Annotated in this window: 16 protein-coding genes; 12 read left to right on the forward strand and 4 right to left on the reverse strand. The window is 64.8% G+C overall.

Annotation, left to right across the window (positions count from 1 at the left end):
- The 5 genes from XI04_RS08280 to XI04_RS08300 all read left to right on the forward strand — a co-directional run.
- Positions 1–275 (forward strand): chemotaxis protein CheW (locus XI04_RS08280; RefSeq protein WP_271623558.1); only part of this gene is annotated, 275 nt, incomplete at its 5' end.
- Between the two features lie 31 nt (positions 276–306).
- Positions 307–693: a response regulator gene (locus XI04_RS08285; RefSeq protein ID WP_028143851.1), complete on the forward strand. Its 387-nt coding sequence runs from the start codon at positions 307–309 to the stop codon at positions 691–693.
- 60 nt (positions 694–753) lie between these two features.
- Positions 754–1,632 carry a CheR family methyltransferase gene (locus XI04_RS08290; RefSeq protein WP_028143852.1) on the forward strand — a complete coding sequence of 293 codons (879 nt, stop codon included), beginning with the start codon at positions 754–756 and terminating at the stop codon, positions 1,630–1,632.
- A 2-nt stretch (positions 1,633–1,634) separates the two neighbouring features.
- A complete protein-coding gene (locus XI04_RS08295; RefSeq protein WP_018321617.1) occupies positions 1,635–1,952 on the forward strand; it encodes a hypothetical protein in 318 nt (105 codons plus the stop codon).
- Positions 1,953–2,093: 141 nt separating this feature from the next.
- Positions 2,094–2,597, forward strand: a complete 504-nt coding sequence (locus XI04_RS08300; RefSeq protein WP_028143853.1) for a response regulator — start codon at positions 2,094–2,096, stop codon at positions 2,595–2,597.
- Positions 2,598–2,652: 55 nt separating this feature from the next.
- Here the strand turns inward: XI04_RS08300 and XI04_RS08305 are convergent, their stop codons facing one another.
- Positions 2,653–2,973: a hypothetical protein gene (locus XI04_RS08305; RefSeq protein WP_028143854.1), complete on the reverse strand. Its 321-nt coding sequence runs from the start codon at positions 2,971–2,973 to the stop codon at positions 2,653–2,655.
- Positions 2,974–3,122: 149 nt separating this feature from the next.
- On the opposite strand from XI04_RS08305, the gene XI04_RS08310 reads away from it, so the two are divergent.
- The gene (locus tag XI04_RS08310) at positions 3,123–3,758 is read left to right on the forward strand and encodes a response regulator transcription factor (protein WP_026202588.1); all 636 of its coding nucleotides are present in this window, start codon (positions 3,123–3,125) and stop codon (positions 3,756–3,758) included.
- 140 nt (positions 3,759–3,898) lie between these two features.
- Here XI04_RS08310 and XI04_RS08315 read toward each other — a convergent pair whose 3' ends face one another.
- The 3 genes from XI04_RS08315 to XI04_RS08325 form a co-directional block, all read right to left on the reverse strand.
- The gene (locus XI04_RS08315; protein WP_271608403.1) at positions 3,899–7,492 is read right to left on the reverse strand and encodes a PAS domain S-box protein; all 3,594 of its coding nucleotides are present in this window, start codon (positions 7,490–7,492) and stop codon (positions 3,899–3,901) included.
- Positions 7,470–7,889 carry a response regulator gene (locus XI04_RS08320; RefSeq protein WP_095425507.1) on the reverse strand — a complete coding sequence of 140 codons (420 nt, stop codon included), beginning with the start codon at positions 7,887–7,889 and terminating at the stop codon, positions 7,470–7,472. The genes XI04_RS08315 and XI04_RS08320 overlap by 23 nt, the downstream gene beginning before the upstream one ends.
- A gap of 196 nt (positions 7,890–8,085) precedes the next feature.
- Positions 8,086–8,799: a GntR family transcriptional regulator gene (locus XI04_RS08325; protein ID WP_028143857.1), complete on the reverse strand. Its 714-nt coding sequence runs from the start codon at positions 8,797–8,799 to the stop codon at positions 8,086–8,088.
- Between the two features lie 94 nt (positions 8,800–8,893).
- On the opposite strand from XI04_RS08325, the gene XI04_RS08330 reads away from it, so the two are divergent.
- The 6 genes from XI04_RS08330 (at position 8,894) to XI04_RS08355 (ending at position 15,292) form a co-directional block, all read left to right on the forward strand.
- On the forward strand, positions 8,894–9,913 hold the full coding sequence (locus XI04_RS08330) for an ABC transporter substrate-binding protein (RefSeq protein ID WP_038951261.1): 1,020 nt from the start codon (positions 8,894–8,896) through the stop codon (positions 9,911–9,913).
- Positions 9,913–10,674: an ABC transporter ATP-binding protein gene (locus XI04_RS08335; protein ID WP_018321609.1), complete on the forward strand. Its 762-nt coding sequence runs from the start codon at positions 9,913–9,915 to the stop codon at positions 10,672–10,674. Before XI04_RS08330 ends, XI04_RS08335 begins: the two co-directional genes overlap by 1 nt.
- Positions 10,675–10,684: 10 nt before the next feature.
- Positions 10,685–11,545 (forward strand): ABC transporter permease, encoded by an 861-nt coding sequence (locus XI04_RS08340; RefSeq protein ID WP_028143859.1) that lies wholly within the window; start codon positions 10,685–10,687, stop codon positions 11,543–11,545.
- Positions 11,542–13,281 (forward strand): L-arabinonate dehydratase, encoded by a 1,740-nt coding sequence (gene araD, locus XI04_RS08345; protein WP_028143860.1) that lies wholly within the window; start codon positions 11,542–11,544, stop codon positions 13,279–13,281. Before XI04_RS08340 ends, araD begins: the two co-directional genes overlap by 4 nt.
- Before the next feature lie 125 nt (positions 13,282–13,406).
- A complete protein-coding gene (locus tag XI04_RS08350; RefSeq protein ID WP_038973071.1) occupies positions 13,407–14,126 on the forward strand; it encodes a ribonuclease activity regulator RraA in 720 nt (239 codons plus the stop codon).
- Between the two features lie 74 nt (positions 14,127–14,200).
- Complete coding sequence (locus XI04_RS08355; RefSeq protein WP_028143862.1) at positions 14,201–15,292, forward strand: SMP-30/gluconolactonase/LRE family protein; 1,092 nt, start codon at positions 14,201–14,203, stop codon at positions 15,290–15,292.
- Positions 15,293–15,454: the final 162 nt, after the last annotated feature.

Genomic DNA, 15,454 nt, shown 5'->3' on the forward strand with positions numbered 1-15,454 from the left:
TGCGCGCCCGTCTCGGCCTGCCGCAGCCCGAGGACGGCAAGGTGCCGATGGCGGTCGGCGTCGACCTCCGCGGCGAATCCTATGGCCTCTTGATCGACCAGATCGGCGAGGTGCTGCGCCTGCCGGAAGCCGGCATGGAAGAAAATCCCGTCAACCTCGACCCCCGCATGGCCAAGCTCGCCGGCGGCGTCCATCGCCTCGACGGCCAGCTCATGGTCGTCCTCGACGTCGATCGCGTCCTCGAGCTCGAAACCAAAGTGCAGATGGCTGCGTGAGCCAACGAAACATCGAAGCCGGAGAACCAAAATGAAGACATGTTTGGTGGTCGATGATTCCAGCGTCGTTCGCAAGATCGCGCGCCGGATCCTAGAAGGCCTGGAATTCCAAGTCACCGAAGCCGAGGACGGCTCGAAGGCGCTCGAGATCTGTCAGCGGCAGCTGCCCGACGCGGTGCTGCTCGACTGGAATATGCCGGTCATGGACGGCTTCGAGTTCATGGGCCACATGCGCCGCCTGCCCGGCGGCGACCAGCCCAAGGTGGTGTTCTGCACCACCGAGAACAATGTGGCTCATATTGCCCAGGCGCTCAGCGGCGGCGCCAACGAGTACATCATGAAGCCTTTCGACAAAGACATCATCGCCGACAAGTTCGCTGAAGTTGGTTTGATCCCGGTCGGACAAGCCATGGTCTGAGTGTGTCTGGCCCGCGTATTTAGGCCAGAGTGTTCCAGTACAGCTTCGAAGAGGCCATCCGTGACCCCGACCGAGTATGAGTATCTGCGTAAATTCCTAAAGGACAATTCCGGTCTCGATCTTTCCGCAGACAAGCAATATCTGATCGAAAGCCGCCTGCTGCCGCTGGCCCGCAAGGCCGGACTCTCCGGCATCGGCGAACTCGTGCAGAAGCTGCAGGGCGGCTCGCGCACGGTGATCACCGACGTGGTCGAAGCCATGACCACCAACGAGACCTTCTTCTTCCGCGACAAGGTCCCGTTCGATCATTTCCGCGACACCATCATGCCCGAGATCATCAAGGCGCGGGCCGCCCGCCGCAGCATACGGATCTGGTGCGCCGCCGGCTCGACCGGGCAGGAGCCCTATTCGCTGGCGATGTGCCTGAAGGAGATGGGCGCGGCCCTTACCGGCTGGCGCATCGAGATCATCGCGACCGATCTGTCGCAGGAGGTGCTGGAGAAGGCCAAGGCCGGAATCTACAGCCAGTTCGAGGTGCAGCGCGGCCTGCCGATCCAGATGCTGATGAAATATTTCAAGCAGACCGGCGAGACCTGGCAGGTCAATCCCGAACTGCGGGCGATGATCCAGCACCGGCAGCTCAACCTGCTGCACGATTTCGCGCAGCTCGGCACCTTCGACGTCATCTTCTGCCGCAACGTGCTGATCTATTTCGATCAGGACACCAAGATCAACATCTTCAACCGGCTGGCGCGCCAGATCGAGCCCGACGGCTTCCTGGTGTTGGGTGCGGCCGAAACCGTCGTCGGCCTGACCGATACGTTCCGGCCGATTCCGGAGCGGCGCGGCCTCTACAAGCCGAACGATCCGCGTGCCGCAGCCGCCAAGCCGGCTCTCGCCGGCGCAGCGCCGCGCCTGGCGGCCATGGCAGGACGATAGACATGGCCGAGGATGGCAAGGGTACGGAACGCGTGACTTTCAGTCGCGGCTACGATGTCTGCATCATGGCCATCGACGGCACCTGGCGCCGCGACTGCAAGCTCAACGCGATCTCCGATACCGACGCCATCCTCACGGTGGAAGGCTCGATCCAGGGGTTGAACCTGAAGGAGTTCTTCCTGCTGTTGTCGTCCACGGGCCTCGCCTACCGCCGCTGCGAGCTGGTCCGCGTCAACGGCGCCGAGATGGACATTCAGTTCCTGCGCGGCAAGAACAGGAAGAAGCGCGGCGCAGCCGGCGGCCGCGACGAAGCGGCGTGATCCGCCCGCATCCGTCGCCGTCTTTTCCGGCCCGTTGCTTCACATTTTCTGAAAACATCCGAATGAATTGGCGCCAGGAACTTTACGTGGCCTAAGCGCGAAGCGTGTATCCATTGTTGGTCCCAATCTCAGGATACTGAAATGCCCAGAAGTTCTCTTTCCCCCATCCCCTCAAACCTGCCCGACGGCGCCGAGCGGCGTGCGCTTCAGCTCCTTGTGGTCGATGACGACGCCACGCAGCGCAGCCTGATCACGGTCGCCGCCAAGCAGGCCGGCCACGAAGTCACCGTGGCGCCGTCAGTGGCGGATGCGATCGAGAAGCTCCGCGCCGCGCGCTTCGACTGCGTGACGCTCGATCTCGTGCTGGAGGATGGCGACGGCATCGACGTGCTGCGCGAGATGGCGGCGGCGAAGTTCGGTGGCGCGGTGATCGTCATCAGCGGCATGGACGGCAAGCGCCGCAGCGCCGCCCGCAGCTTCGCCCGGTCCGTCGGGATCGAGCTCCAGAGCCTGCCGAAGCCGCTCGACCTAGCGGCCTTGCGCATCAGCCTCGCCAATCTCGGCAAGACCGCGATGGGCCTTCCGGCGATCCACACCTGGGGTGGTGTTGCCACCGACGCGATCGTGGAACGCCACCGCGCGTAAGGTTTGCGGAGCTGCCATGCGATGGCATGCGGCCCTGCGCCGCGCTGATAGCGATCTATGCCGGGGTGCCGGATTCAGAGAGGCATTGCAGGGCGTGGCCAAGGCCCGCCCGGCAGGCGTTGAGGGCGGCGCTCGCCGTCGCATAGCGCGGCGTGACGTCGTCGAGCACGAAAATGTCGGCGGAACCGGCCGGATCGCCGTGATCGTCGTGCGCCAGGCCCATTTCCAACAGGCCAGCTTCCATCATGGCTGCGTCGATCAGGCGCATGCTGCTCTCGATCCGTGTGATCAGGGAGCGAAGATCGGCAGCGATCAACCGACGGCTGTCAGTCTCAAGCATCGCGATGAGCGGGGGTGTGCCAGCGAAATTTAGCATGGATATTCTCCGTACCCCGCAATTAGGCACCCTGCCGCTACTTGTGCGTTAAGTCCATGTCCCGTACAAATACGGGTGGGCCGAATCCGCGCCGAACGCCATAACAGTTGGCGCGGACGCGAGTCCTTCATGCCAACTGGATGTGGCACATGGCCGAACAAAGCTCTCGCGGTGAAATCTTCGTGGTCGACGACGACCCTGCCGTTCGCGACACCCTGTCGATGGTGTTGAAGGCGGCGGGCTATGAGGTGATCTGTTTTGCGGACGGCGCAGCGCTGCTCTCCGTCGCGCGAAACCGCACACCGGCTGCGATCCTGCTCGACGTGAACATTCCCGGAAAGTCGGGCCTCGACATTCTGAAGGAACTGCACGGCGAGGATTATCCGGCGCCGATCTTCATGATCTCCGGACAGGGCGACATCGCGATGGCGGTGGGCGCGATCAAGAGCGGCGCGCTGGACTTCATCGAGAAGCCGTTCCGCGGCAGCGAAATCGTCGGCCGGCTCGACGAGGCGATCGGCGCCTATGCGCGCAGGCAGGCGGAGAACGCCTCGCCGAAATTCGGCTCGCTGCACTTCCCCGGACGTGAGCCGCTGACGCGCAGGGAGCGCGAGGTGCTCGAGCAGTTCGCCTCCGGTGCGTCCAACAAGGAAGCCGGCCGCACCCTCGGCATCAGCCCGCGCACCATCGAGGATCACCGCGCCAACATCATGAAGAAGCTCGGCGCGCGCAACGCCGCCGATCTGATCCGCATCGTGATGACCGCGGCCCAGCGCGCGTCGTAACTCGTGCCCCGGACGCAGCGCATCATGCAATGATGCGCTGCTGAGCGGGGCCCATCTCTCGAATTTCACCGCTGACAGTTCTGGTCCCGGCTCTGCGTCGCAGCGTTGCACGCTGCGCCTTGTCCGGGACACACGAGCAATCAGCCGCTCAGTGCCTTGCGGATGATCCGCGCGAGATCCGATTTGCGATAGGGCTTGGCCAGCAGCAGGACGCCGGAATCCAGCCGGCCGTGATGGATGATCGCATTCTCGGTATAGCCTGACGTGTAGACCACCCTGAGATCGGGGCGTGTCTTCATCAGTTCGTCGGCGAGCTGCCGTCCGTTCATCTTGCCGGGCATGATGACGTCGGTGAACAGCAGGTCGAACGGCCTGCCGGCGGCAACGATCGCGAGCGCCTCCGCCGCGTTCGCGGCCTGCAAGGTGACGTAACCCAGCGCATGCAGCTGCGCCAGCACGTAGTCGCGCACCAGCCGGTCGTCCTCGACCACCAGGATCGTCTCGTGTCCGCCCTCGATCGTCGCAGGCGTCACGCCCTCGCCGATGGCTGTCGGCGTCTTGCCGGGTGGCAGGTACATCTTGATCGTGGTGCCGTGGCCTTCTTCGCTGTAGATCTTGATGTGACCCGCAGACTGCTTGATGAAGCCATAGACCATCGACAGCCCGAGTCCGGTGCCCTTGCCCGGTCCCTTCGAGGTGAAGAAGGGATCGAACACCCTGGGCAGCATGTTCGCAGGGATCCCGGTGCCGGTGTCGCTCACGGCGATCAGCACGTAATGGCCGGGACGGACGTCGTTGCCGCTGGCATAGACCTCGTCGAGATAGGCGGCGCCGGTCTCCACGATCAGCTTGCCGCCGCCGGGCATGGCGTCGCGGGCATTGAGCGCGAGATTGAGGATCGCGGTGGTGAGCTGGTTGGGATCGACGATCGCGACGCAATTCTCGTCCTCGAACACCGATTCGATCTGGATCTGCTCGCCCAGCGTCGGCCTCAACAGCTTCGCGGTGTCGACCACCAGCGAGTTGATGTCGATCTCGCGCGGCTGGAGCGGCTGCTTGCGCGCGAAGGCGAGCAGGTGCTGGGTCAGATCGGCGCCGCGCGCGGCGGCCTCGTCGATCATCTTCGTGATGGCCGCAAGCTGCGGCTCCTTTTCGACGGCCTCCGCGAGAATCTCGATCGTCCCGGTGATGACGGTGAGGATGTTGTTGAAATCGTGCGCCACGCCGCCGGTGAGCTGGCCGACCGCCTCCATCTTCTCGGCATGGCGGATGCGCTCCTCGGCGGCGATCTTGTCGGTGAGGTCGCGGTAAAAGACGTTGAACAGCAGGCCTTCGCGGCGCTTCAGCGCGGTGACGCTCAGCTCGGCCTTGAATTCCTTGCCGTCGCGGCGGCAGCACATCAGCTCGCGGCGGCGGTTCAGCGTCCTGCCGTCCTCGTTCTTCAGGAATTGCTTCAGGCCGGCCCTGACCCTCTCGCGTTCGCTCTCGGCGACGATCAGGTCGATCGTGCTCTTGCCGAGCACCTCGTCGCGGCGCCAGCCGAACAGCTGCTCGGCCTGCGAATTCCAGTTCAGGATGCTGCTGGTCTCGTCGGTCTGGATGAAGGCGTCGAGCGAGGTCTCGACGATGTTTCGGGCGAGTCGCTCGCTCTCGCGCAGCGATTCCTGCGCGAGCCGCGCTTCCGTCATGTCGCGTCCGACGAAGAAGAAGCGCTGCGCCTGCTCGGACCAATTGCCGAGCCAGGACAGCCAGACCTCGTGTCCGTTCTTGTGGAAACAGCGGGTGTCGCCGAGCTTGGGGCGCTCGCCGCGCCGCAGCGCGCGCATGTCCTCGCGCGATTGCGCCAGATGGTCGGGATGAATGAAGTCCGCGCCGCTGCGGCCGATCATCTCGTCCGGCCGGTAGCCGAGAATGGTCTCGCTGCTCGGGCTGATCTGCGCGACATGGCCCCGCGGGTCCATGACCATGATCAGATCCTGCGAGGTATCGAAGATCTGCCGGCGCTCTTCGAGCTGCTGCTGCAGCTGCCGCTCGGCCCGCCGCGCCTCGGTGAGACTATGCGCGGTCCCGGAGACGCCGATGATCTCGCCGGACGGCCCCCTGATCGGCGAGAGGCTGAGTGAGATCTCGACCGGCGTGCCGTCCTTGCGCAGGCGCACCGTCTCGAACCGCTCGATCGACTCGCCCCGCGCGATCCGCGCCAGATAGTCCTTGCCATGCTCGCGCCGGTCGGGCGGCACGATGATCGCAGTGGATTTCCCGATCGCTTCACTCGCCGAATAGCCATAGAGCCGCTCGGCGGCCGGATTCCAGCCCGTGATGATGGCGTCGAGCGTCTGCATCACGATCGCATCGTCGGACGACTCGACGGCGGCGCTGAACAATTGCTCGCGTGCCGCATGATGGCTTCGCGCGGCCTCGGTGCGGCGATGCTCCCGGATCTCGCGCTCGAGAGCGGCTGTCTTCGCCCGCGTCTCTTCGACCATCTGGGCGAAAGCCCGCGCCAGCACGCCCGTCTCGCCGCTGGCATCGACGGGGATGTGCGCCTGCCGTCCGCGACCGATCGCCTCCACGGCCGCGGTCAGGCGGCCGATCGGGCGGGTCAATGAGCGCGCCAGCAGCACCGCGAGCGCCCCTGCGGCGAGGACGGCGAGCACGCCGACCAGCACGGACGTCTTTTGAATGGCGGCCGGCACCCGGCCGAAGACGGACGGGGGAATGGTCACGATGATTGCGGTCCATTCCTTGCCCGCCAGCAGCGCCGGTGCGATCGCCGCGCCGGTCGGCCGGCCCGACGCGTCGGTCATGAGCCGCGTGGATAGGTCCGACGTGCCGGCCATGGCCGAGAAGAATGGAAAATCGTCGCGCCAGTTGGTGGGGCGGCCGTGCAATGAGGCGAACTCTCGCGCGCGATCGGGATGAACGAGATAATCGCCGTGCGAATTCACGACGTAGATCTCGCCACCCGAGCTCGCCGTCGAGCGGATGCGGTCGAGGGCCGGACGCATGTCGATATTGGCGATGATGATGCCGAACGGCTTGCCATCCGGCGTGAACAGCGGCGTAGCGACCCGCAGCGTCGGAGTGTGCAAGACCGTGGTGCCCCCCTGGCGGGTCGCGAGATCGATCGGGGACACGTAAATCTCGCCCGGCGCCAGCCTCATCGTGTCCTGAAAGTAGGCTCGGTCGCCCTTGCGCTCCAGCTCGCTGTTGGGGACGATCCGCGCCGCTCCATTCGGGCCGGAGCGGTCGACGCGGACCAGCTCGCGCTGGTCGTCGTCGAGTCCGATGATGCGAAACTGCCCGTAGCTGGGCTTGGCCTCGATCTCGGCTGCGAGCCGCGTCGCGATGCGCTCGCGCCAGGTCTGCTCTGTAACGCCGTCAAGGGAGTCAACTCCTCCGCCGAGACGGGCGCGGATCAGGCCGTTGATGGCCGCGGCAGAGCGATAGCCGATCAAATCGCCGCGGACTCCGGCAACATAGGATTCCAGGTTGGCCGCGAGCAGGCGTGACTGGGCCTCGACCCGCTCCAGGACGCGCGGAATGACCGCTTGCGTGGTGTTGCGAAAGCCGAGCCATCCGACTGCGGCCACGGTGACCGCCACCAGCAGGATCATCGCGATCGCCAGCCGCGTTGCGAGGGTCAAGCGGATGTTCGCAGGGCTTCCCGGATGACCGCGCCTGGTCTGGCCTGGAGCAGCGGCGTCCCCGTCACCGGTGGCCGGAGCTGACATCGGACCCCTCCGGCTCGCCTGCTTTCAGGCAGCCATCGACCGCGGCGAGCAGGGCGTCGGGCCGGAACGGTTTTTGCAAACTTGCCACCGCGCCGAGCTTGGTCGCCATCTTCAGGAAGTCCGGCTCCGCATAGGCATCCGGCGTGATCGAACGGCCGGAAATGACGATGATCGGAATGGCCGGAGCCAGCACCCGGATGTGACGCATCGTCTCCAGCCCGTCCATGCCGGGCATGAAGATGTCGAGAAACAGGAGGTCGAACCGGCTGGCCTCGAACAGGGCAAGTCCCTTGCGGCCATCGCCCGCGACGGTGACGTGATGACCGGCCCTCTCCAGGAGCAGCCGGATCGTGAGTTGGACGGCCGGGTCGTCATCCACGATCAGGATGTTGGCCACGTCTGAATTCCTCCGGGCCGGACAGGACGTCCCCACCGGCCGCAAATCAAACCATCAAAGACGAAATTGTTGCGCGGATTCAGCCCGGCCTGCAAGCACTTCGCGAACGTCCGGTGAATGCTCGCCTAAGCCGAAAATGGGGACGCATGCTTATGCACGGTTGCGTGCATAAGGGTTCGTCAGGCTAGTGGTCTGTCTAATCGGTCAGATATTCCGGATAATGGCTCCGGATCTTGTCGAGTTCGCTGAGCGTGCCCGACAAATGCTTGCGCAGATGCTGTTGCGCGCCATCGGAATCTCCGGCTTCGATCGCGCGGGTGATCAGCTTGTGGTGACGGACGATGTTCTGGGCCTTGCCGGGTGAGGGCAAATGCAGCCGGCGCAGCCGGTCGATATGTCCGCTGCGGCTGCGCACCAGCGTCCAGAGCTCCTGCTTGCCGGCCGCGGCATAAAGCTGGGCGTGAAAATCATTGTCGGCGGCGATGAAGCTCTCGAAGTCCCCGGCTTTCGCGAATTGCTGCTGAAGCGCGATCACATGGTCGAGGCGGAGGACCAGGGCCTGGTCATGCTGCTCCGCGAGCAGCCGGACGATTTCGAGCTCCAGCGCCTGGCGCAGGAAATGCGCCTGCTCGGCGCGGCCGACATCGACCCGGCTGACCACGGTCGCGTGCTGCGGAAACACGTCCACGAGCCCTTCTTCCTCGAGCCGCATCAGGGCGTCGCGGATCGGCGTCGAGCTGACCCCGAATTGCGCGGCGAGATCCGTGCGCGACAGCGGCGAGCCCGGGGGCAGTTCGAGCGCGAGAATGGCGTTGCGCAGCCGCTCGAACACCTGCGGCGCGGCCTGCCGGGCCCGGTCGAGCCGCGCGCCGGGGCGGGCCGCGCGGGGCGCGGGATGGGCTGTTTCCATGGCGAGGGCTCCGGCGGACTTGCCTTTGATGCACTAATGCATTAGTGCATCAGCAGGATCGCTCGTCAATGGCCGCCGGAGGAAACGAACAATTATGATCAAGCCATTCCAGCGTGGCGCTGCCGCCATCGCCCTGATCGTCGCAACCGTGCTGGCGGCTTCGCCGGCGCGTGCGCAGCAGAAATCCGAGATCGCGCTGTCGCGCCAGCCCGGCATTTTCTACATGCCGAGCCACATCATGGAGAAGCTGAAGCTGATCGAGAAGCACGCAGCTTCACTCGGCCTCGCGGGCGTCACCACCAAATGGATCACCTTCTCCGGCGGCGGCGCGCAGACCGATGCGCTGCTCGCGGGCGGCGTCGACATCCTCAACACCGGCACCGGCAATCTTCTCTTGCTGTGGGATCGCACCCGCGGCGGCGTGAAGGGCATCGTCGCGACCTCGGCGCAGCCGATGACGCTGATCAGCCGCGACGCCAACATCAAGTCGATCAGGGATTTCGGCCCCTCCGACAAGATCGCGGTGCCGACCGTCAAGGTGTCGACCCAGGCGATCGTGCTGCAGATCGCGGCTGCCGAGGCCTTCGGCGCCGACCAATGGTCGAAGCTGGATGCCAACACCGTTCAACTCGGCCATCCCGACGCCTATGCGGCGCTGTCCAATCCCAAGCACGAGGTGCACAACCACTTCTCCATCCCGCCCTTCACCTTCCTGGAGCTGAAGAACGTGCCGGGCGCGCATATCGTGCTGTCGTCGCCGGACGTGATGGGCGGGCCGCTCAGCCAGGCCCAGTTCTTCACCACCACCAAATTCGCCGAGGCCAATCCAAAGATCATCCAGGCCGTGCGCGACGCGACCAAGGAAGCGCAGGCCCTGATCCGCAGCGACACGAAGCAGGCGGTCGAGATCTACAAGGAGATCACCGGCGACAAGACCTCGGTCGAGGAGCTGCTCGATCTGCTCAAGGAGCCCGGCATGATGGAGTGGAATCTCGAGCCGCAGGGCACGATGAAATTCGCTGCGCATCTGTTCAAGACCGGCACGCTGAAGAGCCAGCCCAAGGCCTGGACGGATTATTATCTCCCCGTCGCGCACGATCTGAAGGGCAACTGATGGCGCTGCTCGACGTCAGCTCCGTGACGCTGCGCTACAAGACCTCCAGCGCAGTCGTCACCGCCACGGAGAGGGTGAGTTTCACGGTCGACAAGTCCGACCGCTTCGTGCTGCTGGGTCCGTCCGGCTGCGGCAAGTCGACCCTGCTCAAGGCCGTCGGCGGCTACATGACCCCGAGCGAGGGCCGCATGACCATAGGCGATCGCGAGATCCACGGTCCCGGCGCCGACCGGATGATGATCTTCCAGGAGTTCGACCAGCTCCTGCCGTGGAAGAGCGTGCTCGCCAACGTCATGTTTCCGCTGCTGACTGCGCGAAAACTGTCGCGCAGGGACGCCGAGGCCAAGGCACGGGCCTATATCGAGAAGGTCGGCCTCACCCGCGTGGTCGATGCCTATCCGCACACGCTGTCCGGCGGCATGAAGCAGCGCGTCGCGATCGCGCGCGGCATGGCGATGGAGCCTGATATCCTCTTGATGGACGAGCCGTTCGCGGCGCTCGATGCGTTGACGCGCCGCACCTGCCAGGACGAGCTGCTCCAGCTCTGGAGCGAGACCAAGTTCACCGTGCTGTTCGTGACCCATTCGATTGCGGAGGCGATTCGCATCGGCAACCGCATCCTGCTGCTGTCGCCGCATCCCGGCCGGGTCAAGGCCGAGGTGATCGACGTCGACAAGGTCTCGAACGAAGACGGCAGCGCCGGCCGGCTGGAGAAGGAGATCCACGATCTCCTGTTCGCCGGCGAAGCCACCGCGCATTGAGGAGCCTCTGATGGGCGAAGCCAGGATATTGCTGCGGGCCGAACCGGTTGCTGCCATCGGCGCAGGCGAGGTCGAGCGCAAGCTGAGCGTGCTTGAGCTGTTGTGGAACGACGGCTTCGTCCGCAAGTCGGTGATCATCCTGTTCCTGGCGGCGGTCTGGGAAGCCTACGGCCTCACCCTCGACAATCCGCTGCTGTTCCCGACACTGCACGACACCGCGATCACGTTGTTCGACCGCGTCAAGGACGGCACCATTCCGATGCGGGCCTGGACGTCGCTGAAAGTCCTGTTCATGGGCTATTCGGCCGGCATCGCGCTCGCCGCGATCTTCACCGTGCTCGCGATCTCGACCCGCATCGGCACCGATTTCCTCGAGACTGTCACGGCGATGTTCAATCCGTTGCCGGCGATCGCGCTGCTGCCGCTGGCCCTGATCTGGTTCGGCCTCGGCAATGGCAGCCTCGTCTTCGTGCTGATCCATTCGGTGCTGTGGCCGGTCGCGCTCAACACCCATTCCGGCTTCAAGAGCGTGTCCAACACGCTGCGCATGGTCGGCCGCAATTACGGCCTGAGCGGCTTGCCCTACGTCGCCAAAATTCTCATCCCGGCCGCCTTCGGCTCGATCCTTACCGGCCTCAAGATCGGCTGGGCCTTTGCCTGGCGCACGCTGATCGCGGCCGAGCTGGTGTTCGGCGTGTCCTCCGGGCAGGGCGGGCTCGGCTGGTTCATCTTCGAGAACCGCAATTTGCTCGACATACCCGCCGTGTTCGCGGGCCTCTTGACGGTGATCATCATCGGGCTCTTTGTCGAGAACCTGATCTTCCGCGCCATCGAGCGGAACACCGTGCAGAAATGGGGCACCCAATCATGACCAAGAAGAAAATAACGCCCGACCAGCTCCGCAGCGCGCGCTGGTTCGCGCCCGACGATCTCCGCTCGTTCGGCCACCGCTCCCGCACCATGCAGATGGGCTACGCGCCCGAGGAGTGGAAGGACCGGCCGATCATCGCGATCCTCAACACCTGGTCGGACGCGCAGCCCTGCCACATGCATTTCAAGTCGCGCGTCGACGACGTCAAGCGCGGCATCCTGATGGCCGGCGGGCTGCCGCTGGAGCTGCCGGCGCTGTCGCTGTCGGAATCGCTGCTGAAGCCGACCACCATGCTCTATCGCAATCTGTTGGCGATGGACGCGGAGGAGCTCTTGCGCAGCCATCCCGTCGACGGCGTCGTGCTGATGGGCGGCTGCGACAAGACCACGCCGGCGCTGCTGCTGGGCGCGACGTCGATGAACATTCCGGCGATCTATCTGCCGGCCGGCCCGATGCTGCGCGGCAATTGGAAGGGCAAGACGCTCGGCTCCGGCTCGGACGGCTGGAAATACTGGGACGAGCGCCGCGCCGGAAAAATCTCCGACAAGGACTGGCTCGACATCGAGGCCGGCATCGCCCGCAGCTACGGCACCTGCATGACCATGGGCACGGCCTCGACCATGACGGCGATTGCCGAAGCGATCGGCATGACGCTGCCCGGCGCCTCCTCGATTCCCGCGGCCGATGCCAACCACATCCGCATGGCCTCTGAATGCGGCCGACGCATCGTCGAGATGGTTTGGGAGGATCTGACGCCGAAGGTGATCCAGACGCGCAAGGCATTCGAAAACGCCATTGCGGTGGCGATGGCGATGGGCTGCTCGACCAACGCGATCATCCATCTGATCGCGCAGGCTCGCCGCGCCGGCAAGGACATCGGCCTCGACGATTTCGAGATCGCGAGCCGCAAGGTGCCCGTGATCGCCAACGTGCGGCCGAGCGGCGATGCGTATCTGATGGAAGACTTCTTCTATGCCGGCGGCCTGCCGGCGCTGATGGGGCAGATCAAGCCGCATCTGCATCTCGACTGCATCACCGTCACCGGCAAGACACTGGCTGAGAACATCGCGGGCGCCGAGGTGCACAATGCCGATGTGATCCGCTCGGTCGACAATCCCATCTACAAGGAAGGCGCGCTCGCCGTGCTCAAGGGCAATCTCGCGCCCGACGGCTGCGTCATCAAGCCTTCCGCCTGTGCGCCGCGCTTCCTCAAGCACACGGGGCCGGCGCTGGTGTTCGACGATTATCCCTCGATGAAGAAGGCGGTCGACGATCCCGATCTCGATGTCACCGAAGACCACATTCTCATCCTGCGCAATGCGGGGCCGCAGGGCGGGCCGGGCATGCCGGAATGGGGCATGCTGCCGATCCCGACCAAGCTCGTGAAGCAGGGCGTGCGCGACATGGTGCGCCTCTCGGATGCGCGCATGAGCGGCACCAGCTACGGCGCCTGCATCCTGCACGTCTCGCCGGAATCCTACATCGGCGGCCCGCTGGCTTTGGTGCAGAACGGCGACCGCATCACGCTCGACGTTGCCGCCCGCACCATCAATCTCGACGTCCCCGAAGCCGAGCTCGCAAAACGCCGCGCCGCCTGGAAGCAGCCGGAGCGCCGCTTCGAGCGCGGCTATGGCTGGATGTTCACGAAACACATCAAGCAGGCCAATGACGGCTGCGACTTCGACTTCCTCGAGACCGATTTCGGCGCGCCAATCAGCGAGCCGTCGATTTACTAGCCCACTGTCATTCCGGGGCGCGCCCCTTGGCGCGAGCCCGGAATCCATACTCCCGATCGTGGTTATGGATTCCGGGCCTGGCCCTGCGGGCCATCCCGGAATGACGAAAGAGAGAGTTCGACCAAATGACAAAACTCAGCGAAGCCACCCGCAACAAGCTCAAATCCGTCTCCACGGCCACGGTGGCCACCGCCTTGTTCAAGCGCGGCCTGCGGATCCAGATGATCCAGGACGTGCATCCGCTCGGTGCCGACCAGCCGACCATGGTCGGCGAAGCCTTCACGCTGCGCTACATGCCGGCGCGCGAGGATCTCAACACCATCGACGTCTTCAAGGATCGCTCCCATCCGCAGCGCAAGGCGGTCGAGGATTGTCCGGCAGGCAGCGTTCTGGTGATGGACAGTCGCAAGGACGCGCGCGCGGCCTCGGCAGGCGCGATCCTGGTGACGCGCTTGATGAAGCGCGGTGTCGCCGGTGTCGTCACCGACGGCGGCTTTCGCGATTCCGCCGAGATCGCCAAGCTCGGCATCCCCGCCTATCACCACCGCCCGTCGGCGCCGACCAATCTCACGCTGCACCAGGCGATCGAGATCAACGTGCCCATCGGCTGCGGCGATGCGCCGGTGTTCCCCGGCGACGTCATTCTCGGCGACGCCGACGGCGTGATCGTGATCCCCGCCCATCTCGCCGACGAGATCGCCAACGAAACCATCGAGATGACGGCGTTCGAGGATTTCGTCACCGAGGAAGTCGGCAAGGGACGCGGCATCTTCGGTCTCTATCCCGCCACCGATCCGCAGACGCTCACCGACTTCGCGGAGTGGCGGAAGAAGAACGGCCGCTAAACCAAAACGAACTCACGTCAAGAAACGAGCCGGCGCATCAAGCGCCGGCCTTTTAGCAAGCAGGGAGGATTTCAATGAATTTCACGCGACGTAACCTCATGGCCGCCGCCGGCGCAGCGGCAGCATCGACGCTTCTCGCCCGCGCCGCCGGCGCCCAGTCGTTCCCGTTCACGCCGAACCAGCGCTACCCCGACCCCGCCGTCCAGATCCTCGATCCCAGCTTCGCAAAATACCGGCTCTATTCCTCGACGGTCGAGCAGGTCGCATCAGGCATGCGCTGGGCCGAAGGCCCGGCCTATTTCCCCGAGGGCGGCTATCTCCTGTTCTCGGATATTCCCAACAACCGGATCATGAAGTTCGACGAGAAGACCGGCCAGACCAGCGTGTTCCGCGCCAATGCCAATTACGCCAATGGCAATGCGCGCGACCGCCAGGGCCGTCTCGTCACCTGCGAGCACTCCGTGACCCGCCGCATCACCCGCACCGAGACGGACGGCACGATCACCGTGCTCGCCGACAAGTTCGAGGGCAAGCGGCTGAACGCGCCGAACGACATCGTGGTGAAATCGGACGACAGCATCTGGTTCACCGATCCGCTGTTCGGCATCAATGGCGAGTGGGAGGGCAAGAAGGAAAAGGCCGAGCAGGCCACCACCAACGTCTACCGCATCGCCAAGGACGGCAAGATCAGTGCCGTCCTCACCGACCTCGTCAATCCCAACGGCCTTGCCTTCTCGCCGGACGAGAAGAAGCTCTACATCGTCGAGTGGAAGGGCACGCCCAACCGCAGCATCTGGAGCTACAATGTCGGCGACGACGGCGCGCTCAGCGGCAAGACCAAGCTGATCGACGCCGCCGACCAGGGCTCGCTCGACGGTTTCCGCGTCGACCGCGACGGCAATCTCTGGTGCGGCTGGGGCTCCAACGGCGCGCTGCAATCCGAGCCGACCGATGTCGGCGGCCGCAAGGTGTTTCAGCTCAAGGCCAGGCCCGAAGATCTCGACGGCGTCATGGTGTTCAACGCGGACGGCAAGCCGCTCGCCTTCATCAGGTTGCCCGAGCGCTGCGCCAATCTCTGCTTCGGCGGCCCGAAGAACAACCGGCTCTACATGGCGAGCAGCCATTCGGTCTATGCGCTGTATGTCGAGGCGCATGGAGCGGTGTGAGATATCTCGCGGCTCACACTCGATGTCGCCCCGGACAAGCGAAGCGCCGATCCGGGACCCATAGAAACAGGGAGAAGTTTGGCGAAGATCGCCAGTTAGAAAGTCTTCCGGTACGGCTACCCGCACTCCATCGATACATCACGCGGTATGGGTCCCCGCCTT

It is taken from the genome of Bradyrhizobium sp. CCBAU 11430 (assembly GCF_028128855.1).
GTDB lineage: Bacteria > Pseudomonadota > Alphaproteobacteria > Rhizobiales > Xanthobacteraceae > Bradyrhizobium > Bradyrhizobium ottawaense.